22 protein-coding genes and 3 pseudogenes are annotated in these 20,969 nt (G+C 68.1%); 16 read left to right on the top strand and 9 right to left on the bottom strand.

The annotated features are described in order from the left end of the window. Positions 1–240: 240 nt before the first annotated feature. The 3 genes and pseudogenes from OHA03_RS30400 to OHA03_RS30410 form a co-directional block, all read left to right on the top strand. A pseudogene (locus tag OHA03_RS30400) lies at positions 241–418 on the top strand (transposase); the annotation flags it as partial. A 107-nt stretch (positions 419–525) separates the two neighbouring features. After that, the gene (locus tag OHA03_RS30405) at positions 526–1,110 is read left to right on the top strand and encodes a hypothetical protein (RefSeq protein WP_267008285.1); all 585 of its coding nucleotides are present in this window, start codon (positions 526–528) and stop codon (positions 1,108–1,110) included. Between the two features lie 120 nt (positions 1,111–1,230). After that, positions 1,231–1,779: a hypothetical protein gene (locus OHA03_RS30410; protein WP_267006922.1), complete on the top strand. Its 549-nt coding sequence runs from the start codon at positions 1,231–1,233 to the stop codon at positions 1,777–1,779. 258 nt (positions 1,780–2,037) lie between these two features. On the opposite strand, the gene OHA03_RS30415 is transcribed toward OHA03_RS30410, so the two are convergent. Then, positions 2,038–2,841 carry a Cof-type HAD-IIB family hydrolase gene (locus tag OHA03_RS30415; protein WP_267006923.1) on the bottom strand — a complete coding sequence of 268 codons (804 nt, stop codon included), beginning with the start codon at positions 2,839–2,841 and terminating at the stop codon, positions 2,038–2,040. A 596-nt stretch (positions 2,842–3,437) separates the two neighbouring features. Between OHA03_RS30415 and OHA03_RS30420 the strand changes: the two genes are divergently transcribed. From OHA03_RS30420 to OHA03_RS30430, 3 genes are all read left to right on the top strand, one after another. Further along, positions 3,438–3,662, top strand: a complete 225-nt coding sequence (locus OHA03_RS30420) for a hypothetical protein (protein WP_266991225.1) — start codon at positions 3,438–3,440, stop codon at positions 3,660–3,662. A gap of 159 nt (positions 3,663–3,821) precedes the next feature. After that, positions 3,822–4,034 (top strand): hypothetical protein, encoded by a 213-nt coding sequence (locus OHA03_RS30425; RefSeq protein WP_267006924.1) that lies wholly within the window; start codon positions 3,822–3,824, stop codon positions 4,032–4,034. A 529-nt stretch (positions 4,035–4,563) separates the two neighbouring features. Beyond that, positions 4,564–4,737: a hypothetical protein gene (locus OHA03_RS30430; protein ID WP_267006925.1), complete on the top strand. Its 174-nt coding sequence runs from the start codon at positions 4,564–4,566 to the stop codon at positions 4,735–4,737. 318 nt (positions 4,738–5,055) lie between these two features. Here OHA03_RS30430 and OHA03_RS30435 read toward each other — a convergent pair whose 3' ends face one another. Both OHA03_RS30435 and OHA03_RS30440 read right to left on the bottom strand, forming a co-directional pair. Then, a complete protein-coding gene (locus tag OHA03_RS30435) occupies positions 5,056–5,640 on the bottom strand; it encodes a 2'-5' RNA ligase family protein (RefSeq protein ID WP_267006926.1) in 585 nt (194 codons plus the stop codon). Positions 5,641–5,969: 329 nt separating this feature from the next. Continuing rightward, entirely contained in the window at positions 5,970–6,515 is a 546-nt protein-coding gene (locus OHA03_RS30440) for a hypothetical protein (RefSeq protein ID WP_267006927.1), read from the bottom strand. A gap of 12 nt (positions 6,516–6,527) precedes the next feature. Between OHA03_RS30440 and OHA03_RS30445 the strand changes: the two genes are divergently transcribed. Then, a complete protein-coding gene (locus tag OHA03_RS30445; protein ID WP_267006928.1) occupies positions 6,528–7,481 on the top strand; it encodes a hypothetical protein in 954 nt (317 codons plus the stop codon). 191 nt (positions 7,482–7,672) lie between these two features. Here the strand turns inward: OHA03_RS30445 and OHA03_RS30450 are convergent, their stop codons facing one another. Continuing rightward, positions 7,673–8,416 (bottom strand): SDR family NAD(P)-dependent oxidoreductase, encoded by a 744-nt coding sequence (locus tag OHA03_RS30450; protein ID WP_267006929.1) that lies wholly within the window; start codon positions 8,414–8,416, stop codon positions 7,673–7,675. Positions 8,417–8,709: 293 nt separating this feature from the next. On the opposite strand from OHA03_RS30450, the gene OHA03_RS30455 reads away from it, so the two are divergent. The 4 genes and pseudogenes from OHA03_RS30455 to OHA03_RS30470 all read left to right on the top strand — a co-directional run. After that, positions 8,710–9,243, top strand: coding sequence for a hypothetical protein (locus OHA03_RS30455; protein ID WP_323181267.1), 534 nt, complete (start codon positions 8,710–8,712; stop codon positions 9,241–9,243). Between the two features lie 30 nt (positions 9,244–9,273). Further along, a pseudogene (locus OHA03_RS30460) lies at positions 9,274–9,997 on the top strand (YcnI family protein). A 240-nt stretch (positions 9,998–10,237) separates the two neighbouring features. After that, positions 10,238–10,786 (top strand): CchlQ, encoded by a 549-nt coding sequence (locus OHA03_RS30465; protein WP_267006931.1) that lies wholly within the window; start codon positions 10,238–10,240, stop codon positions 10,784–10,786. 40 nt (positions 10,787–10,826) lie between these two features. Beyond that, positions 10,827–10,998, top strand: a pseudogene (locus tag OHA03_RS30470) (TetR/AcrR family transcriptional regulator); the annotation flags it as partial. Positions 10,999–11,057: 59 nt separating this feature from the next. On the opposite strand, the gene OHA03_RS30475 reads toward OHA03_RS30470, so the two are convergent. Together OHA03_RS30475 and OHA03_RS30480 are read right to left on the bottom strand one after the other, a co-directional pair. Further along, positions 11,058–12,227: a YbfB/YjiJ family MFS transporter gene (locus OHA03_RS30475; protein WP_267008215.1), complete on the bottom strand. Its 1,170-nt coding sequence runs from the start codon at positions 12,225–12,227 to the stop codon at positions 11,058–11,060. Positions 12,228–12,429: 202 nt separating this feature from the next. Further along, positions 12,430–12,732 (bottom strand): muconolactone Delta-isomerase family protein, encoded by a 303-nt coding sequence (locus OHA03_RS30480; protein WP_267006932.1) that lies wholly within the window; start codon positions 12,730–12,732, stop codon positions 12,430–12,432. Positions 12,733–12,882: 150 nt separating this feature from the next. On the opposite strand from OHA03_RS30480, the gene OHA03_RS30485 reads away from it, so the two are divergent. The 4 genes from OHA03_RS30485 (at position 12,883) to OHA03_RS30500 (ending at position 16,463) form a co-directional block, all read left to right on the top strand. Continuing rightward, positions 12,883–13,806, top strand: coding sequence for a LysR family transcriptional regulator (locus tag OHA03_RS30485; protein ID WP_323181268.1), 924 nt, complete (start codon positions 12,883–12,885; stop codon positions 13,804–13,806). A 212-nt stretch (positions 13,807–14,018) separates the two neighbouring features. Beyond that, a complete protein-coding gene (locus OHA03_RS30490) occupies positions 14,019–14,732 on the top strand; it encodes an SDR family NAD(P)-dependent oxidoreductase (RefSeq protein WP_267006934.1) in 714 nt (237 codons plus the stop codon). A 296-nt stretch (positions 14,733–15,028) separates the two neighbouring features. Further along, entirely contained in the window at positions 15,029–15,727 is a 699-nt protein-coding gene (locus OHA03_RS30495) for an SDR family oxidoreductase (protein WP_267006935.1), read from the top strand. Between the two features lie 364 nt (positions 15,728–16,091). Next, on the top strand, positions 16,092–16,463 hold the full coding sequence (locus OHA03_RS30500) for a hypothetical protein (RefSeq protein ID WP_267006936.1): 372 nt from the start codon (positions 16,092–16,094) through the stop codon (positions 16,461–16,463). Positions 16,464–16,558: 95 nt separating this feature from the next. Here the strand turns inward: OHA03_RS30500 and OHA03_RS30505 are convergent, their stop codons facing one another. Further along, positions 16,559–17,467 carry an NAD(P)H-binding protein gene (locus OHA03_RS30505; protein WP_267006937.1) on the bottom strand — a complete coding sequence of 303 codons (909 nt, stop codon included), beginning with the start codon at positions 17,465–17,467 and terminating at the stop codon, positions 16,559–16,561. A 332-nt stretch (positions 17,468–17,799) separates the two neighbouring features. Here OHA03_RS30505 and OHA03_RS30510 point away from each other — a divergent pair, with 332 nt between their 5' ends. Then, on the top strand, positions 17,800–18,939 hold the full coding sequence (locus OHA03_RS30510; protein WP_267008216.1) for an MFS transporter: 1,140 nt from the start codon (positions 17,800–17,802) through the stop codon (positions 18,937–18,939). A 59-nt stretch (positions 18,940–18,998) separates the two neighbouring features. Here OHA03_RS30510 and OHA03_RS30515 read toward each other — a convergent pair whose 3' ends face one another. Both OHA03_RS30515 and OHA03_RS30520 read right to left on the bottom strand, forming a co-directional pair. After that, positions 18,999–19,442, bottom strand: a complete 444-nt coding sequence (locus OHA03_RS30515) for a transglycosylase SLT domain-containing protein (protein ID WP_267008217.1) — start codon at positions 19,440–19,442, stop codon at positions 18,999–19,001. A 681-nt stretch (positions 19,443–20,123) separates the two neighbouring features. Next, positions 20,124–20,825 carry a response regulator transcription factor gene (locus OHA03_RS30520; RefSeq protein WP_267006938.1) on the bottom strand — a complete coding sequence of 234 codons (702 nt, stop codon included), beginning with the start codon at positions 20,823–20,825 and terminating at the stop codon, positions 20,124–20,126. Positions 20,826–20,969: the final 144 nt, after the last annotated feature.

A 20,969-nucleotide genomic window follows, 5' to 3' on the forward strand; every position in this document is an offset into this window, starting at 1 on the left:
CTGATGAGATTGGCAGGCGAGCTGCTGAGCAGGGGTTTTTGCAGTTCAGGGCACGTGGTGCGAATTGTCGATCTTGGCGGTTCATGGCGGCGAGGGGCGGTTCTGTGCGGTACTGATGCCGACACAATGCTGACTTTCCTGATGCATTGCCAGGTGAGACAGCGTTGAGTGCGAGTTGCGAGTGCACATTTTTTTATGCCAAGTATCAACGGGCGGACGCTGAAAGTCGCGTGTACGCCTGCCGATGATCTGGCTGAGGCGGTGGAAGAGGGCTTTCCCTCAGCACCCGGACACTGAGATCATCCTCGGCTTCCCTGGCCTCGGCGTTGAGCTCGGTGCCCGGGTGCTCGCCGAGATCGGCGACGACCGCAACCGATTCGCGGACGCCCGCGGCCTGAAGGCATACTCCGGCACGGCACTCTGCGACAAGGTCGTCTCCGGCAAGAACCCCGGGTGCGTCCTGCCGGCGTACAAGCCGGGCTACACGATCAACTCCGAGGCGTTCCCGGGTGCGGCGGCGCACATATGGTTGATCCAGAACAAGCACGCCAAGATGCTGGGCCAGTCCCCGCTGCACCACCTGCCGTCCAAGGTGCGCAACGCGCGCCCGGCCAGGAGACCGAGAACAAGCTGGACAACGGCAAACCGGGCAACCGCAAGGCGATCTGCGGACGGGCGTTCCGCAAGCACCCCGACACCGCCACGATCGCAACCCCGAGCGGCAACACCGACCCGATCTCATGCGACGAGTATCCGTTCGCGGCGACGTACGAGTCCTCAGGATTCCCGACGGCCAACGGCGGTCTGAACGCTGCCCAGAACATCGACTACGCGGGCCTGGAGTGTGTGCAGACGGTGGTGGCCAAGGGTGACGGCACCCGTGAGCACCTGTACAACGACACGACGTACGACGACCCGAAGTGGTTTGCGCCGTGCGGCCGGTCGTCGATGTCGAACTACGTCAACACACAGTCGATGCAGCCGTTCGGCGTGAAGTTCGCCAAGGATTTCCGGCTGCTGGACTACGACGAGTACTGGGTCGATCCGGCCAACGCCCGCTTCTCGGGCTGCGACCCGTCCCAGGCTGTCATCAAGTGCAAGATGAACTGACCGGCCACTGTGCCGTGCAACTCCTGATGACCTGACCTACCTGGTTCAGGAAACGGGGCGGGGGCACCCGGCATCCGCCGGGTGCCCCCGCCCCTTCCCCCTATTCCCATGGAGGACACGATGAGCGACGTTCTGCCCGCATGGGCCGCCATCACCAACCGGCTAGCAGCACACGCGCCCACCTCGCACGCCACACTGCGACCGGGCGCGACCGCGGCCGATGTCCAGTCCGTCGAAGACGGACTGGGAGCATCTCTCCCTGCGGACTTGGTGACGCTGCTGCTGACGTGCAACGGAACAGTCGACGCGTCGGACGTAGAACGCGACCTCGACGAGTACGACCCTGGTCTGTTCCTCGCCCAGCATCATCTGCTGCCGCTGGAGGCAATCGTGACCGTCCTCGGCAGCGGCGAAAGTGCCGTGTCGGCGCGCTCGCTCCGGGTGCCAAAATTCAGCCCGGATCGTCGCCCCGCTTCTTCCTGCTTCAGCGTTCCGCATGCGCTGCCTGTTACACCGCCGCCCGCGGCGATTCACATATGGCTGTCTATTCAGGTACTTACGCAGATGTTCGCGCACCAGGGCTCAATTCGGGATGGACTGGAGGAGCTCGTTCGGGGTGCCAGAACGGCCCCCGGTCCGGTGTGTGCGCGATTCGTGACCACGCCATGATGGCGGCAAGTACGTGCCTTCATGAGGGAGTCGGTCTCGCGACCATCTCCGTCCACCCGTGACAGTTCTGACGTGCGGCACGCTGTGAGGAGTGACCCCCGGCGGGGTCATGGCGCCCATCCTCCGAGGGGGAGGTACGCGGGCGCCGATATGCAGGGGCAGGCTCGGTTCCCCCCGTGACCGGGTCTGCCCTTGCTCGCTCGCATAGCGCCGCAATCCCGCTGCGCAACCCTGGACCCGGGCATGTGGTGCCGCGGGTCATAGGATGAACTGCTCGACCGCGTTCGCGAAACCCTCCTCCTCGTTGCTCGTCGTGACCCGCCTCGCCGCGCGCTGGACCTCGTGGCTGGCGTTGCCCATCGCGATGGACAGTCCCGAGTGGGCGAACATCAGCACGTCGTTGGGCATGTCGCCGATCGTGGCGATCTGTTCGGGGGGAATCCGGAGCTTGGCGGACCAGTACTTGACGACTCCGCCCTTGTTGGCCTGCGGATGGGTCACATCGAGGTAGTAGGGCTGCGAGCGGGCGGCCGAGACATGCTCGCCGAACTGTGCGCGAGCTGCGACCGCGGCCGCCTCTACGACCTGGTGGTCATCGCTGACCCCGACGATCTTGACGGCGCCCTGCTCCAGCCCGTCGAAACCGGGAACGAGCGTGGGCGCGAACTGCACCGTCCAGCTCTCGCGATCAACGTGCGGCCCCTTGAGATCGCGGACGTACCAGTCGGCGCCCCGGTAGATCCAGACGCTGAGGCCGAACGACTCCATCAGTGCGACGGCCGGGGCCACCACCTCCACGGGAATGACCTGCTGTTCGACAACGGTCATGTCCGGGTTCACGATGAGACCACCGTTGAAGGCGGCGAGCTCAGTTTCCAGCGCCAGGGGCTCGATGATCATGGACATGCCGCGGGGTGGTCTCCCGCTGGTCACCGCGAAGAGGACACCGGCGTCGTGGAGCTTGTGGACCGCCTGGACAGCGCGGTCGGTGAGGAGCTTGTCGCTCGTGACCAAAGTGCCGTCGACGTCGGCAAGAAGTAGGCGGATCGGTCGGGTTGGCATCACGCCTCCGTAAGCACTGGTTGCGGCAGGTCCGGGTGGGGAAAGGCAACGGCTCATGGATGCGGGGGACCTGTGGGACGGGTCCCCGGTCGTTGATTTCCGAAAGTTGCTGGAGGGCACCGTCGAGGCCGGCATCAGTCGCAGTCGCGTCCCTCTCGACGAGGGGAAGGCTAATGCCCTTGCAGGCACGCAATGCTTGGATATACCCCTCAAATTTCGATATAACCCTTGAAGGGCGACATGGCGAAGCTCGTGCGGGGGCTAACGTTCAAAATTCACACAGCACATTTTGGGTGTGTCCCTGAGGGGGAGCAGGCAGTGACGCAGGTAATTCTGGACAAGACGGCCCATGTGCTGGGGGTCGACATCGGTGGGACGGGTATCAACTGGCGGGGGCACGGACCTTTGCCACCCAGGCGCCACCGGAGGTAGCAGGAGGGGCACCCGACAGGTCGGGCTGAAGTATCGGACGTACCGGATTCATCTTCACCCCACGCGGTGTCTGGCCGGTGGACGGGTCTTTGCACCCGAACCGTGGCGCACGAGCGAGTGCCGGGGCTCGATCCATATTCGGATGGCCGGAGCACACTGGGAGTATGTCCGGACAAGCGCCCGTGATCGTTCACCCGCCGCAGCCGGACGGCGGACGGCGGGTGACAATCCGCGATGAGTACGTCGGCACGGCGTACCACCTGCTCGACGTGGTGGAGTTCCTACGCCTCGCAGGCCTGCCCGAGGCTGATACGAAGATCGACGACCCGGAGCTGCTCGAATGGCGCGGCGGGGGACCGTCCTACTGGGCTCCGGAGGCGCGCGGCTGAGGTTGTGCGGCTGGGTGTACGTGAGCCCCCGCACGAGCGTGTGCGGGGGCTTCGCTGTGCCCCTGTACATGTCCGGACGAGCCGAGAGACCCTGGTTAGGCAGGCCCATCCGGGCTGGGGGCTGTGCCGTGCAACGCTGCTCCTGCCACGGGGTGCGCAATGCGAGTGGAATTGATCAAACGCGCCGCCGACGTGCTGCTGGACGTCCCCGCCGACGCGCGCAAGGAGATCATCATGCTCATTAGCGCCGCGGCCGAGGCTCCGTTCCCGCCGCCAGGGGCGAAAGCGGCAGCGTTCGGCAATCAGTGCTGGGTCGAGTACACGGCCCGGGGCAACGTGATCGAAGTGATTGACGTCGGGTGTCTCTGCTGACGGAGCTAAGCGGCGGCGCTCTGCTCGGTCCGGATGCGTCCGCACCTGGTGCAGCGGGCGACGGGGTCCCTCGGGCAGCGTCGGGACCGCCCGGGCCGGCGCCACCTTGATCGGGAACTCCGCACTGCCGATCCTGCGCGCCGACTACCTCCTGCTGCGCGACGGGCGGTCCGTACGGCCCTACCCGTTCACAACGCCGCTTCGCTGCGACGCGACACTCCCGCCCCGCAGTCCGTGTCCAGCGTTCATCCAAAATCGAACGCGCGCTCGCCTTCGGCCACGAACCTCCACAGCCAAGCCGGCTCGGTCGACCCGACCGGGACGGGGAAATCAAGGCACTGCGCCCCAGAAGCCGCAAATCGAGCGCCACCAAACACCTTCTGCCGGGAACACAATGAAGTGTGGGCGTCGCTTTCGACGAGCTGCTTGAGAGCACGGCCGTCGGAGGAGGCGCAGCGCCGCGATGCCCATTGTTTCCGCTCCGGGGCCAGGGGCAGGCGGATGGGTGAGTGCCTACGAGAGGACCGACATGAGTGCCGGAGAGAAGGCGAAGGCCAAGACCGAGCAGGTTGTCGGGAAGGCCGTGAGGAAGGTGGCCCGCGCGGTGGGCAACGAGACCACCGCAGCCAAGGGAGCCGCACTGGAGGCCCGGGGCAAGGCCCGGGACATCAAGGAGAGGTCGAAGGACAGCTTCAGGCGCTGACCACGCCACGTCGTGGGCGGAGTCAGTGCGAGGCCAAGCGGGTTCGTGCGTCCGGTGATGCGCGGTTGGGCTCGGCGCTGCAACGGCTTGCCCCAGCACACATCGCATCGCACCGGCCCGCTCCGGCGCGCACGCGTGCGGTGTCGGCCGTGCTGATCTCCGCAGGCACTCGCCGACTTCGCCCTTCTCCGCCTACGCCTGGGCCGCCGCGGCAGGGGTCCTGCGGCACGGAGACTTCCCCAGCCGCGACAACCTCATCGACAAGCTCGACACCTACGTCATCGGGCACAACACCATGGCGAAACCCTATCGCTGGACCTACGACGGCAGCCCACTCAAAGCCGCCTGACCAGCATCGACCCGTGGTGGACGCAAGGCGAAGTCCGCCCGTTCACGCCACACGATGCCATCGAAGACCAACAGCTGGACCGAACTGACGTGCGTCGTGACCGGCAGCCGACTCGACAGGTCGGCCTCAACGGTGTCCAACACACTCGGCTCCTGGCCATGTGCCACCGTCAGATGTGGAATGACCTCGGCAAACTGGCCCCCATACGGCGGCGCCTCCGGCCACCGGTCAGCGACAGCCAGGGTGAGCGCCCGGAACTGATCGTCCGACTCCGGGGCGAGGTAAAGCACCCCGGGGAAGCGACCGCACCCCCGGAAACGAAGATCAAAAGCACTGTGGGATCCGAAGAGTTCACCCAGGACACCCAAAACTTGATCACCGACGCGGTCCTGGCTCAGAAACGGATAGAGCACCGACACATGCGCCGGTACCCCGGCCCCCACCGACGCGTCGAACCGCTCACGCCAGCTGCCCACGACCGGCTCGGCCTCGGGCACCTCAACGATCAGTGCTGTCTCGCCCGCTCGATACTGACCCGCACTGTCTGCCGCCATGGCGACATGATGCCAGCCAGTTGACCCCCGCCAGCAAGATCAGGCCTCCACGAACTTCTGCGGAGCTGCACCAGTAGGTCGCATCCCGGGAACGTCACCACGGGGGAACAGGGTGCGCACCTCCCAGATATCCCAGCCATAACAGGGGTGTTCGGGGTGTCAGGTTCCCAGGTACCTCCCAGCTCGTCGGGAGGCCCGGCGGGCCTCCGGAGGCGGCAAGGGCGGCAGGTGGATCACCGGGTTTCCTGGCGTCCGCTCGGGACGGCAAGAGGTCGTGACGCACGATGTGCGAGGCGCCTTAGGATCGGACGGCAGCGGTCGCCACAGTTCTACGGGGGACAGGAACCAACTGCCATCGGCACCCGGCTGGCCTCGGCTGCGATAGCCCCCCTCGTCAAGAAGCTCTTCGTCACCGAAGGTCCCGGAGCCGGCCTGGTCGACAAGCCGATCCGCATCTCCGGCCACGTCTCGTGCATGCGGCGGACGACCAGTGGGCGGACGTCATTCGCATGGCGGTCGCTCTCGCCCGCGCCGGCGAACGCGTCGCCATCTTCCGGGGACTTCTGGAGCTGGGCGATCGCACCGAAGACAAACGTCTCCAGGCCCGTATCAATCTGCTTGCCGCCGCCTGCCTGGGACACGCCACCTCCCTCGATCCCGTTGTACGCCAAGAGGTGGAGCAGCGCACCGCCACCCTCATACCCCCGGGGAACGAGGAGGAGGCCCGGGCCCTTGCCGAAGTCGGGCCTCTGATTCTCAATCTCCTGCCGGGACCGGACGAGGTCGGTGACGTGGCCGCATCTCACGTGGTCATCGCGGCCACCCACATCAAGTCGGACGCCGCAGTCGCCTTTCTTGCCCGCTTCGTAGAGCATCCCTTTCTCCCGGTGCGCTCCCAGCTCTCATGGGCGTGGTCGCGTTTCGACACGGCCCAGTACGCCGAGGAGGTCATCGCCCGCCTGGATCCGGCGAACCTCAACTACGCCATTCGCTCGGACGACCAGCTTCATCAACTGAACCGACTCGGGCTGGAGCCGGAGAGGCTGGACGTCAGGGCCGGTGTGTCCCTGGAGGCCCTGGACTCGTACGTCTCCCGACACAGGTTGGCGCTCCTCATGCTCTCGAACGCGGCGGCTGCGGACCTCGGTTTCCCGGTCGGACATACGGAGTTGAGGTCTCTCGTCATCGGCGCCTGCCCGGCACTGGTGGATGTCACGGCGCTCAGTGGGCTGTCGATCCGGCATCCGGACATCGCCAGTGACAGATCGGACATGGACCTTCATCCCTTGTCGCAGCTGGGGAACTTGGAAACCCTCATGGTCAGCGGTCCCTCCGGCCTGGAGTGGTCCCCGCAGGATCTCCCGGTGCAAGCTCCGCTGAGCAGCCTCGGCGTGTCCGGAGAGGCGGGCCCCAGGAGAGGGCTCGAAGGGCTTGGTGACTTCACGCAGCTCACGAGCCTGACGCTCAACCGTCCTTCCAGTCCGGCTTCGGCCGACGACTGGGAGCAGATCTGTGGCCTGTCCCGTCTCACCGACCTCAGCACGACCGCTGTGTCATTCGAGCCCCTTCCGGCCACCGCGCTCCTGACCAGCGTCTCCAGCCTGTCTCTCATCGGCGGCGGCGGTGAACGCGTTGTCCAGGCGGCGGTCAATCGATTGGTGAAGGCTTTCCCGGGACTGATCTTCTGCGAGTTCACCGGAGACATGACGGCGGAAGGGGACGTCGACCTTTCCCCGTTGGCCGATTTGCCTCACCTGCAAAGCCTCTCGCTCGCGATTGATCGTGATCGCGTCCGGGGAATCGACACGCTGCCGTCGTGGGTGGACCTGCACCTTCTGTGACCTGACCCGGCGCGAGCGCTGTGACGATGTCAAAGGCGACCCGGAGGCCGCGCGCGGAGACGGACATGACCCCGTTGATGGACGGAGTCGTGCTCATGCGCGGCGAGCGAGTCTCTCGGCGGCGGCGGTGTCGACGGAGCTCAGCCCATGCGTGGTGTGCTCACAGGCGTTTACTCCCGGAGCGGGCGGGTTTAGATGGCGGTGCGGCCGCCGTCGACGGCGACGGTCGCGCCGGTGATGTAGCTGGCCTTCGACGACGCGAGAAAGGCGACGACCTCGGCGATCTCGGCGGGCTCGGCCGCGCGCTTCATTGCGGTGGTCTCGGCGATCGTGTCGTACAGTTCGCGGGAATCGGGCCGGGTGTAGACCGGACCGGGGGCGACGGTGTTGAAGCGGACGCCGCGGCCGCTGTACTCAGCAGTCCAGCTCTGCGTCAGGGATGCCAGCGCGGCCTTGGTCGCGCCGTACGCGGCTGCCGTGGCCAGGCCGAGGCTGCCGGCCATGCTGCCCATGTTGATCACGCTGCCCGATCCCCTTGCCGCCATTGCCGGGGCGAACGCCGCCACGAGGAAGAACGCCGCGCGGACATTGCCGGCGAACATCGCGTCGTAGTCGGAGAGCTTCATCTCCTCGGTCGGCGCCAAGACGGCATGCCCGGCGTTGTTGACCAAGACGTCGATCTCACCGACTTCGGCGGCGAGCCGGTCGATGCCGGCCGGATCCGCGAGGTCCGCCTGGATGAACCGGGCCTCGCCGCCGGCCGCGGTGATCTCGTTGACGGTCTCGGCACCGCGCTCGGCGTTGCGGCCGGTCACGACGACGGACATTCCGTCGGCGGCAAGCCGTTCGGCGACCGCCCGGCCGATGCCGGAGGTGGCCCCGGTGACCAGTGCGATGAGGGGGCGCAGGTCGAGTCCTTCGTGCTCCACAGACATGGGCAGCTCCTTCCCGGAATTGTTGTCCGGACCGGTTTGTCCGGCAACCGGCGGCGAAGCCCGGACGCCGGTCGGCGCCGATCTCGAGTCGCCGAGGCAGCGCGATCTCCTCGGCCCCGACCCGCCCGGGCAGTACCGGCTTGGGGGTCGGGCGTGATCGGCCGGCCTCGGGCGGCGCCGTGGCGGATGCGACGGGCGGGGAGGGCCGTTCGCATCGCGTGGGAGTATCTGGCGCTATGAGGGCGTCCCCTTCGGTACGGAGCTTACGCGCGGGGGTGTTCGCCGTGCTGTGCGTGTTGCTGGCTTCCGGGGGCCATGCGCTGGCGACGGGTGCGGCGCCACCGGTGTGGGTGCAGGCCGTCGGGTTCGTGCCCGTCTTCGCGGGCGGCTGCCTGCTGGGCGGCCGGGAGAGGTCGCTGGCCGGTATCGGTGGCGGGACACTCGCGGCCCAGGGCGGGCTGCACGTCGTGTTCGACGCCGGACGGCCTCATGCCGTGATGGGCATGCACACCCTGCAGGTCCTGCGTGTGGCCCCTCAGCATGCGTTGACGCCTCACGCCACCGCGGTCCATGTCGCGGCGGCCGTCTTCGTGACCTGGTGGCTGCGACGCGGCGAGGCTGCGTTGTGGACCCTGTTGCGCCGGGCGGTCGCGTGGGTGCCGGGACTGGTGGTCCGGTGGCACGTGCGGAGAGGGCCGTGTGTCGCACCGGTTGCAGTGGGCTTCGTACACGGGATCGCAGGTGAGCTTCGGCCGACGCGGCAGGTGCTGCTGCGGCATGCCGTCCACCGTCGAGGACCGCCCACAGGGATCCCGTACGCGCCCTGAATCCACCGATCCCAGTACGGAGTTCCATTCATGTCCTCGACACGCACCGCCCTGCGCCGGGCAGGCACCCACCGCCCTCGCGACCGCCGGCGTCCTGACCGCCGCGGGCTCCGCTTTCGCGCACGTCACCGTCCACCCCGACAGCTACGCCAAGGGCGCCACGGACGGTGTCCTCACCTTCCGCGTGCCCAACGAGGAGGACGCTGCCGACACCATCGAGGTGCAGGTCTTCCTCCCCACCGACCACCCGGTCCTGGGCGTACTCGTCACCCCTCAGGACGGCTGGACCGCGAAGGTGACGACCACCAGGCTCAAGACCCGCGTCAAGACCGACGACGGGACCATCACCGACGCCGTTTCCCGGATCACCTGGTCCGGCGGACGGATCCGATCCGGCGAGTACCACGACTTCGATGTCGCTTTCGGCCAGTTGCCGGACGACACCGATCAGTTGGGATTCAAGACGCTGCAGACCTACTCCGACGGCAAGGTCGTCCGCTGGATCGAGGAGACGCAGAAGGGCGGGGAGGAGCCGGAGAGCCCGGTGCCCGTCCTGAAGCTCACCGCCAGGACCGCGGGTGACGAGAACGCGCCCATGACCGCCTCGTCCTCGGAGCCGAAGGCCACGGCCGAGGCGTCGAGCAGCGACTCGACCGCACGTGGCCTCGGCATTGCCGCTCTTGTCGTGGGCGTTCTGGGGCTTGTCGCAGCCGGGGTGGCCATCGCTCGCGGCCGCAGCGCCCGCTCCTCCTAGCCGCCGCGCGCAAGCACGCTCCCGTCGGCGTCGACTTCCGTCGACGGGACCGTGCTGCCGCACGTCCACCACCGACGCCGAACGCGCAGCGGCCCTGAGGAACTGCGCAACCGCCCCGCAACGGCGGCGCCGACCGAGTACGCAACCGCCACAGCCTGGCCGGCCGGCCCAGTGGCCGCCTGCGCAGTCCCCGGCGTGGTGCTACGGTGCCGTCCGAACCGGCGGGCAGGGGGAGTGCGCGTGGAGTGGGGGACATTGGTTGCGACGCTGGGCGGCGCCGTGATCGCGATATCCGGGACCGTACTGGCCGACCGTCTGCGCACGCGGCAGGAGGTCGACCGCGGCCTCGGCGCGCGACGCCGCGAGGCGTACATCGATTTCATCGCTGCCGCGGGCGCCGCGCATACGCAGCTGCGCGGGCTCGCGCAGGCCCCTGATGCCGATACCGACCTGGAGTCGGCCAGCCGCGCCGCCTTGACCGACGCCAGGCTCTACGAGGTACGGGAGAGGCTGTTCATCGAGGCCAGCGCGACGGTTGCCGGCGCGGGCCAGGCGATGTTCGAGCAGCTTCGTGCACTGCGCAGCGCCGTCGCCGCGGGCGCGCCTGTCTCCTCGCCCGCCTTCCATGACGCCTACCACCCGTACATCGCGAGCGTGTGGGCGTACCGGGTCGCGGTCCGCGACGAACTGGAGGGGCAGTCCCTGTCACCCGCCGTCTTCGGCTGGCACGCCTGGGACGGCAAGGAGCGATGCCCCCTGTGCAACGGAGACCTGGCGGGCACGGGCTGACCCGTGTCCCCAGGGATGGCACACGGCGACCACCATGTGCGGAGAGGTCACCGTGACCGACACCCGGGAAGCCGCACGGTCCGTCGTCGATCAAGGGCCAGGTGCTGTTCGCCGAGCTCTACAACAACACCCACCGGCTCAGCCCCCTGTGGCGGAACTGCCTGGCCCTGCTCGGTGCTCGCGCGCCGCAGGAGGCACTGGCCGGCAGCTGATGGCCACCCGCCGGGCGCGGCGGGCAGCACATGGGGCTGAACGGCGGCGACAAGGGGCGTCAAGAGCGATCGGTCCGGACCGGCGCGGTCTCTGCCGGTGCGGACTGCCATCCGGGGACGGTGCTGCGCACAACGGCCACGTGGTGCGGGAAGCCGATCCGCAGGACGGCGGCGGCACCCGCGGCGGCGAGGACCACCAGGGCGGCCAGGATCAGGGCCTGGTGGTAGCCGTGGTGAAGCAGTGGGGTGACGACCAGCGGGCCGAGGATCTGGCCTACGGAGTAGCCGGCGGTCAGCAGTGCGACTGAGCGGGGGAACTGCAGGTGGGTTCCTGCAGCCAGGGCGATGGTGCTGACGCCGAGGAACGTCGCGCCGAACAGCAGCGCGGAGAACAAGGCGGCCGTCACGCCGCCGATCAGTGCGGGGAGGGCGATGCCGACGGCCTGGATGACGAGGGCGGCGCACAACAGGTCGGGGCGGGACCAACGCCGGCCCAGCCAGGCCCACAGCGCCGAGGAAGGTACGGCAGCCAGACCGACGAGCACCCAGGCGCCGCTGCCTGCCCAGCCCGGGGAGCTCTGCTCGATCGCGGCGACCAGGAACGTGCCGGCGACGATGTAGCCGATGCCCTCCAGGGTGTAGGCGGCGAACAGGGCCGTGAACCAGCGGTGCGTGCGCGGACCCGGCCGGCGGGCGGTGCCCGTCGTGGAGCTGACGTTGGATGTTGGCGTCCCCTCGGGACGCAGATTCCATGAAACAGCGGCGAAGACGGCGGCGAGTCCGGCCGAGGCCCACCAGGCGGCCCGCCAGTCGGCGACGGAGCGCAGGACGAGAACGAGCAGACCCGACAGAGCGATGCCTGCGCCGACTCCACCGAATGCCCAGCCGGACAGGTGAACGGGGTGTTCTCGCAGGTGGCTGAGGACTGAGCTGACGGCGACGACGAAGATCAGGGCGCTGGCCAGGCCGGCCGGCAGGCGCAGCACGATCCACGCGGTGGTGCTGTGCGTGGCGGGCATGCCGGCGAGGCTGCCGGTCAGGACGATCAGGGAACCGCGTAGGACTGCGGGTGAGCGGACCAGTGCGGGCAGCGCGATGCCCAGGAGCGCGCCGACGAGGTAGCCGATGTAGTTGGCGGTGGCCAGGTTCGCGCCTGCAGCGGAGGACAGCCCTGCCTGGGTGTGCATCAGAGGAAGGATCGGGGTGTAGACGAAGCGGCCGACCCCCATTCCCGCGGCGAGCGCCGCGGCGGCTTGCGCGACGTGGGTCCAAGGCGAGTGGAACGGCCCGCTGGATCGGGCGGAGAAGCGGCGCTGGGTGCGCAAGCTCATGATGAAGTCCTCGAGGGGCCGTGCGCGTATGCGGGGCGGGGCGCGGCTCATCGCTGCGGCCGCGTGACGGCGGCGGTGAATGTCGGAAGGGAGTCTGCGGTCACGGCGTGACGTCGGTGCGGCCCGGGTCGTTGGGGTGGGACTCGAGCGCGGTGACGTCGAGCGACATCCACGAGCGCAGCGGCAGCGTGCCGAGAACCTTCTCGTGGAGCTCGTCCTCGTCGGCGGCCCGCCAGATACCGATGCTGCGCAGCTCGCCGACCGGGCGCCACAGCCGGGCCAGGTGGCCGGTGGCGGCCAGTTCCCTGGCGCGGACGGCTTCGGCGGCACGACGCCGGTCGACCTCGTCCTGGGTGGTGCCCTCGGGGATGGTGGTGGTGATCTCGACCAGGAACTCGCGCATGACTCTGCTCCGTTCGGTGGGCGCCCGGTTCGCGCCGGCACGCCACGGGTGTGGACGGTTTCCACGCGGTCATCGTCCACCTGCCACGAGGGCCGACGCCACGACCGGCATCCTCGATGCTCGTAGGCGCAGCCTCTCACCGGACGTAGCATGGCGGGCGTGGAGTTGCGTCAACTGCGGTACTTCGTTGCCGTCGCCGAGGAACTGAACTTCGGCCGGGCCGCCGAGCGGCTCCTGATCGCCGGGCCTTCGCTGTCCCAGCAGATCAAAGTGCTCGAACGCGACCTCGGCGTGACGCTGTTCGACCGTGACCGCCGCTCGGTGTCCCTCACCCCGGCGGGGGCGGCCCTGCTTCCGCACACCCGCGCCCTGCTGGAACGGGCCGACGACCTCCAGCGCCGAGCCGGTCGGCTGTCCGGAGCGGAGCGGGTCCGGCTCGGCTACGTCAACTGGCTCCCGGCGGACCTGGTCGCCCGCACGCCCGTGGTGGCCCAGCTCCACATCGATGCGTGGATCGCGCCCTCCCACACGCAGGCCGCCCGGGTCGCCGACGGCAGCCTGGACCTTGCGGTGTGCTGGGGGCGGATCAAGGACCTGGAACAGCGCGGTCTCCAAGCACGGCTGATCGGCGCCGACCGGCTCTACGCCGTTGCCACCGGCGATGACACCAGCGACGTACTCGCCCGGTACACCGACGTGCTCCTCGACGACGACGCCACCTCCTGGTCGTCCTGGAACGACTACGCCGAACAATTGGCCCGCGATACCGGGGCCCGCGCTGTACGCATCTCCGACGGCGGCATCACCGGCTCCGCCTTCTTCGACCACGTCCGCCGCAGTGGCCGCCCGGTCATCAACTCGCCCAAGGGGCAGTCCGCCCAGCTACCGCCCGACCTGGTCCAACGCCCGGTCTGTGGGCCAAAGGTGTACTGGCCCTGGTTCCTGGTCTGGCGCGGCAGCGAGGCCCGTCCAGCGGTACGTGCTGTCGTCGACGCGCTCTGCGAGGGCATCGACGACCTGGGAATCGACGCGCCGGGCGCCTGGCGTCCCGACAGCGGCGCACACTGGCAGTAGGCAGCTTCGCTCCTCCGGCGAACCGGCGTCAGCCCAGCCCGACGCTGCGCCCGCCCGGGCTGAGAGGCTGCGCCTACCAGTAATGAGGAAGTCGGTCCTTGGATTGACGCCGGTGCCCGTTGACTCTTTCTCGACCGGTCGTCTACCTTTTCATAGGCGACCGGTCGGCTAGTCAATCGGTCGGAACACATCCCGTTATGGAGAAGATCATCATGAGCACTCAGGGCCAGAAGGTCGCAGTCATCACCGGCGCGTCGCAGGGCATCGGGGCCGGCCTCGTCGAGGCCTACCGCAAGCTCGGCTACGGCGTCGTCGCCACCTCGCGGACTGTCGCCGAGTCGCAGGACGCGGACGTGGTCACCGTCCAGGGCGACATCGCCGACCCCGCCACCGCCGAACGCGTCATCGCGGCCGCCGTCGAGCGGTTCGGTCGTGTCGACACCCTGGTCAACAACGCGGGCATCTTCCTCGCCAAGCCCTTCCACGAGTACACCCAGGACGACTACGCCGCGGCGACCGGCGTGAACCTGCTCGGGTTCTTCCGCATCACCCAGCTGGCCATCGAGCACATGCTCGCCCAGGGCGGCGGACACATCGTCAACATCACCACCAGCCTGGTCGACCACGCCGACTCCAACGTCCCCTCCGTACTGGCCTCGCTGACCAAGGGCGGCCTGCAGTCCGCCACCAAGTCCCTCGCCATCGAGTACGCCAAGCGTGGCATCCGCACCAACGCCGTCTCTCCGGGCATCATCAAGACCCCCATGCACGCCGAGGAGACCCACGAGTGGCTCGCCGGACTGCACCCGGTCGGCCGGATCGGCGAACTCAGCGACATCGTGGACGCGGTCATGTACCTGGAGAACGCCCCGTTCGTCACCGGTGAGATCCTCCACGTCGACGGCGGCCAGAGCGCGGGTCGCTGATCCGAAAGCACCTCTGCAATCTCCCTCGTGGCCTGCTGGGCAGGGCCCATCGTGCGGTGCTCGCGGTCGAGCAGGGCGCGCCGAGGCCGTGTTCGGACAGCCCGTGCCAGGGTCGAAGCCGACGCCCTCGTGGTGCAGGCCACGAGGGGGCCGGCTGACACTTGGGCACCCCCACCCCGCTCCTTCGTCGGCCTGGCCATGCTCTCGGCGCCGATGCGGGCAGTCCCGGTCATCACTTTTCCCGGGTCCGGCGCCGATATGGATGCCGATACCGACAAGGTGGCAAAGGAAGATCGATGGACATCGAAGGGTCAGTTGCCCTGGTAACGGGCGGCAATCGTGGCATCGGCCGCGCGTTCGCTCGCGCGCTGATCGCTCATGGCGCAGCCAAGGTCTATGCAGGTGCCCGCGATCCGGCCAGTGTGGTCGACCGGGACGTCATCCCACTGCGTCTGGATGTGACCGAGCCCGAGGAGATCGCTGAGGCCGCAGCCGTAGCGGGTGACGTGACCATCGTCATCAACAACGCGGGTATCGGAGGCGCAAGCACCAAGCTCCTGGACGGCGCTTTCGACGGTGCGCGCCAGGCGATGGAGGTCAACTACTTCGGCACCTGGGCCGTTTCTCGGGCGTTCGCCCCGATCCTGGCCCGAAACGGCGGCGGTGCACTGGTGAACATGTTGTCGGTGGCGTCCTGGGTCGGGCAGCCACTGTTCCCCGGATATGCGGCTGCCAAGGCGGCGCAGTGGTCGTTGACGGACGCACTGAGGCAGGGCCTGCACGAACAGGGGACCCTGGTGGTAGGGGTGCACGCCGGTTTCGTGGACACGGACCTCAGTGCCTGGACGGACAGCCCGAAGATCAGTGCGGCCGACGTGGCCGAGCAGACCGTACGGGCCCTGGCCGACGACCGGGTCGAAGTCCTCGCCGACGAGGAAACCAGGCGGGTGAAGGCCGCCCTGTCGCAGCCCCCCAGCGCCGAACCTCACATCTGACGTGTCGTGTCGGCCGGTGCGTGGTGGGGGCGCCCGCCTCAGGACCTCGCCTTCGTGGACGAGGTGGTGCCGCCACCGACCGTGCAGACGGTGGCGTGCGTCCTGAGGGACAGCGGCACCGGACCCGCACCACCGGGAGCGGGGACAGGCTCATCGCCGGCGCCGACGAGCCCTGTGAGACACCGAGTTCGAGGCAGTAGGTGCGGGTGACGTTCTGTTGGGCCCACTTCCCCACCGAATGCCGGAGAAGAACCAACCGGCCGGGACAGGCTGCCGGCATGCCACGGCCGAACCAGTGACCGACATCGTGGCCCGCCCGGGCAGGAAGGCCTGGGCCCCGATTCCACCCGACAGGAGAACCCTGATGAACAGCACGACAGACAGCGAAGCGATCCTGCGCGGTGTCCTCGACCAGTGGAAAGCAGCCGTCGACGGGCACGAACCGCAGCGGGTCGCCTCCCACTTCACCGAGGATGCGATCTTCCAGGGCCTACGCCCCTACAGCATCGGACGGCAGGGCGTCGCCGACTACTACGATTCCCAACCCCTCGGGATGACGGCTGCGTATCGGATTCTCGAAACCAGGCGGCTCGCCGACGGCCTCGTGCTCGGTTATCTGAGCGTCGACTTCTCGTTCACCGACCGGCCCACAGTGGGCGTCAATCTCGGCGTACTGGTGACGCGCGTCGAGGACCGCTGGTACATCAGTCACTACCAGGTATCCCGCCTCGCTTAGTTTCTCCCGATTCCGAAGGCAGAGGCACCGCAGATGCTTACGGTGCCTCTGCCTTCCGGGCGGGGCCGCACCTCATGCAGGGCGGCCACAACCGGTCAGCGGATGCGTGTGCTGTCGGTGAAGGCCTCGGAGTGGCTCCGTACGAAGTCGCGGAAGCTCAGCGGGGGGTGTCCGGTGATCAGGTCCACGTCGTCGGTGGCTCGGTCGTACCTGTTCGCGGCGTGGAGGCGCGCCATCGTGGAGAGGTGCTCGCCAACGTACTCGGGGAGCCCCAGAGGGGTGAGCTTGGTGCGCACCCATTCCTCGTAGGGGACGTCGACATAGGTGATGTCTCGGCCCAGCGCGTCGGTGAGTTCTTCCGCGATGGCTGTCATGTCGCGGGAGCGCTCTCCGGTCAGGGCGTAGATGCGGCCCACGTGTGCGTCCGGCGTGGCAAGGACGGTGGCCGCTACCTCGGCCACGTCCTGGGCGGCGACCGGGGAGGTACGGCCCGATCCGAAGGGAAGCCGGATGGTGTCGTCCTGCGCGACGCCGCTGGCCATGACCATCAGGAAGATCGGGTTCTCCATGAACACCGTGGGCCTGATGTGGGTCACCGGGAGGCCGGACCAGTTGAGGGTCTGTTCGGCGAGCCAGTGCTGACGCTGTTGCCTGGATTCGCTGGTGCTGGCCAGTGTCATCTGGGAGACCGTCAGCTGGGACATGTTGACGAAGACCTCGAGATGCCCGTGGTCCAGGGCGGCTGCTGCCGCGGTCACAGTCGCCTCCAGATAGGAGGAGGAGACGCCCAGTCCGAAGTACACCCGGCGACAGCCGTCGAGCGCCCGGGTGACGTCGGGCGCGCGCGTCAGATCGCCCACGGCCACGTCCGCCCCCAGGTCGCGGAGCTCGGCGGCACGCTCGTCGTCCCGGTGCACGAATGCGCGAACCGGCAGACCGTCGCCGCGTAGGCGTTCCACCACCATTCGGCCGATGTCGCCGGCAGCGCCTGTCACGAGGGTCATGGCGGCTTCGGATGAGGGGATGGAGGGTCGGTGCACCATGGGCGTGATCCTGCCGGTTGGCAGTGGCCGACTGTGGGAAGCCCTGCCGAGCACACCAGGATGGAGCAGCGGTGCAACGAGTCACGGCAGATCCTCCGCCGACGGGGGAGACGACGTGAGAACGCCGCGCCGACGTCCCCGCGGAGCGGCGCGCCACCTCGTGCCGGGCGCCGCTGCAGTGCGGGGCCGCTCGTAGGGTGACGTGCGTGATCGTTCGTGAGGGCGCAGGGAAAGCAGGCAGTGGCCGTTGGCGGCCGGGCTATTCGGCTGCGGCAGTGGTGTTCGCCATCGGGATGGCCGGGACCACGCTGCCCACACCGTTGTACGGGCTCTACCAGGAACAGATCGGGTTCTCCGAGCTGTTGGTGACCGTGATCTTCGCCGTGTACGCCGTCGCGGTCATCACCGTGCTTCTGGTGGCGGGAAACTACTCCGACGAGGTCGGCCGCCGACCTGTGCTGCTGTGCGCGATGGCTGTGTCGGCCGCGAGCGCGGGATGCTTCCTCCTGCAGAGCGGCCTGCCCCTGCTCTTCGCAGGGCGACTGCTGTCCGGCTGCGCGGCCGGCCTGCTGAGTGGCGCGGCAACAGCGGCCGTCATCGAGCTGGCGGGTCCCGGACGGAAGGCGCGTGCCGGTTTCGCCGCCACTGCGGCGAACATGGGTGGTCTGGGCTGCGGGCCACTGCTCTCCGGCCTCCTTGCGCAGTACACGCCCTGGCCGCTGACGCTGCCGTTCTGGGTCCACCTGGGGCTGGTGGCTGTGGCCACGGGGATCACCTGGTTCCTGCCGGAGACCGTGGCGGAGCCGAAGAGTTGGCCGCCTCCGACGCCGCAGGGCGTCACGGTGCCGCCCGAAGTGAAGGGTGTGTTCACGCCCGCCGCGCTGGCGGCGTTCGCCGGCTTCGCGCTTCTCGGGCTGTTCACGGCGGTCGCGACGAGCTTTGTCTCGCAGACGCTGGGTGTGCACAACCTGGCTGTCTCCGGCGCCGTGGTTTTCTCCGTGTTTCTCGCTTCGACCGTCGGGCAGTCCTTGACTCAACGGATCGGCGCGCGCCTCGCGCTCCCCTTGGGGTGCGGCATTCTCGTCGTGGGTCTGCTGCTGGTGGCGTCGTCACTGATCGCCGAATCCATGCTGCTGCTCGTCCTGGGCGCCCTGTTCGGCGGCACCGGCCAGGGGCTGGCCTTTCGCGCGGCACTCACCCAGGTCAGCAGTGCTGCCCCGGCACGGCATCGTGGCGGCACCATTTCGGCGTTCTTCGTCGTCGCCTACGCCGGGATCTCGGTGCCGGTGGTCGGGGTCGGTGCCATGGCCACATGGCTCGGGCTACGCCAAGCCGGGCTGATCTTCACGGGCTGTGTGATCCTGCTGGCGGCGGGCGCGGGAGCCTACGCTGCACGCAGGTCGCCGGCGGGGGGCGTGATCGGTCGCGAGTGAAGTTCGGGTGCTGGTCGCCCGGGACTTGCTGGGCGACCGTGGTGCTTCGTCGGGTCGGATCAGTAGGCCGAGTTGACGTTGTCGATCGAGCCGTAGCGGTGCGCGGCGTAGTTGGCGGAGGCCGTGATGTTGGCGACCGGGTCGTAGATGTTCGTCGAGGTGCCGGCGACGTGGTACGCGTTGAAGGTGGGGTCGATGACCTGCATCAGGCCCTTGGACGGGATGCCCTTCATGGCGTTGGAGTCCCAGTTGTTGATGGCGTTGGGGTTGCCGGAGGACTCGCGCATCAGGTTCTTGTGGATGCCCTCGTAGGTGGCCGGGATGCCCTGCTTGTGCAGGATCTCCAGCGACTGCTTGATCCAGGCGTCGACGTTGCCGCCGGACTGGGCGGGGGCGGGCGCGGGGGTGGCGGCCGAGGCGGCCGGGGCGCTGACGACGGTGCCGGCCATGACGGCAGCGCCGGCTGCGACCATGCCCAGCGAGATCTTCTTGGTCTTGGTCATGCGGGCGAAGTTCTTGGGCATCGCGGTGATCTGCACGTGGTAATTCCTGTTCTGTCGGGGGGTGATGCCAAGAATTGTTAATCGGGAGGGAATCCCGGGTCAATGCCCACCTCTTACTACTACGATTAGTATCGGGTGCAAGAAATGATGGAAAAGTGGCTTCGCGGCCGGGGAGCGGGCCTCGATGGTCTACTATTCAGCTTCAGAGTGACGCCCGTCATATGGCCCACCCCACACGGCAAATGCCTCAAATCGGCACAAGAGTGACGCAGATCATGTGGCCTGCGTCATATCGAGAGCGTCTAATTCACTCACCGTAATTCTGGATAAGCATTCCGTATTGGTGGTGGGGAGGTGCGGGTTATTCGCGCGAACCGGCGGGAAATTCCGGCCTTTGGGCCTGCGCGACCGATCCGGTGGCGGCACATCACGCGGACGGTGCAACAGGACTGATTCGGAGTCGCGCGGTGGCGCGCATGGGCGGCCCGGAGGCGGCTGGGAAAACCGAGCGGGAGGGGACAGGCCCGCATCGGTACCGCAGGGATGGGGGGCGATGGCCCCCTGAGCCCGTTACGGGGTGCACGCCGACTTCCAGCACGCTCCGGAGGACCGGGGGCCTGGCCTGCGCGCTACAGGGCGAAGGGCGAGATGACCGCCCATGCAGAGGCGGCCGGGATCCCCTCAGTGGTTCCCGTCGGCGTAGGGGGCGTGAGGACGGGCCTCAGTGGCGATGACAGCCGCCTGGATGCGGCGTTCCACACCCAGCTTGGCGAGCAGCCGCGAAATGTGGTTCTTCACGGTCTTCTCCGAGAGGAAGAGCTGCTTGCCGATCTGGCGGTTCGTCATCCCCTCGCCGATCAGGTCCAGGATCTCGCGCTCGCGCGGGGACAGCCCCGAAAGGGCGTCGTCCGCAGCACAGGCAGGGGTGTCGTCGTGACGGAGCGTCCTCATCAAACGTGTGGTGGTGGCGGGATCGAGCATGGACTGGCCCGATGCGACGGCCCGCACCGCGGAGACAAGGTCTGATCCCTTGATCTGCTTCAGCACGTATCCGGCGGCGCCGGCCATGATCGCGTCCAGCAGCGCGTCGTCGTCGTCGAACGAGGTGAGCATCAGACAGGCCAGGCCGGGCATGCGGGATCGCAGTTCTCGGCAGACGGTGATGCCGTCGCCGTCCGGCAGGCGTACATCCAGGACTGCTACGTCCGGCCGTAGCGCGGGCCCGCGGGCGAGCGCATGGTCGGCGGTGCCGGCTTCACCGACGACCACGATGTCCGGTTCGGTGTCGAGCAGATCACGCAGGCCCCGGCGTACGACTTCGTGATCGTCGAGCAGGAACACCTTGATGGGTGCTGATTCCGAGAACTGGGGTGCGTCATCCATGATTGCCCCTTGCCCGCTCGTGCGTTCCGGCCCCTGGAGCCTTGCCCACAATCTTCCCGGTGGCGCCGGCGCCGGACGGCTCATCGCCGTGTGCCGTGGAGCCTGCGTTCTCCCCGACGGGACGGCTGGGTTCCCATTCAACAT

The organism is Streptomyces sp. NBC_00154, from assembly GCF_026342835.1.
Taxonomy (GTDB): Bacteria; Actinomycetota; Actinomycetes; order Streptomycetales; family Streptomycetaceae; genus Streptomyces.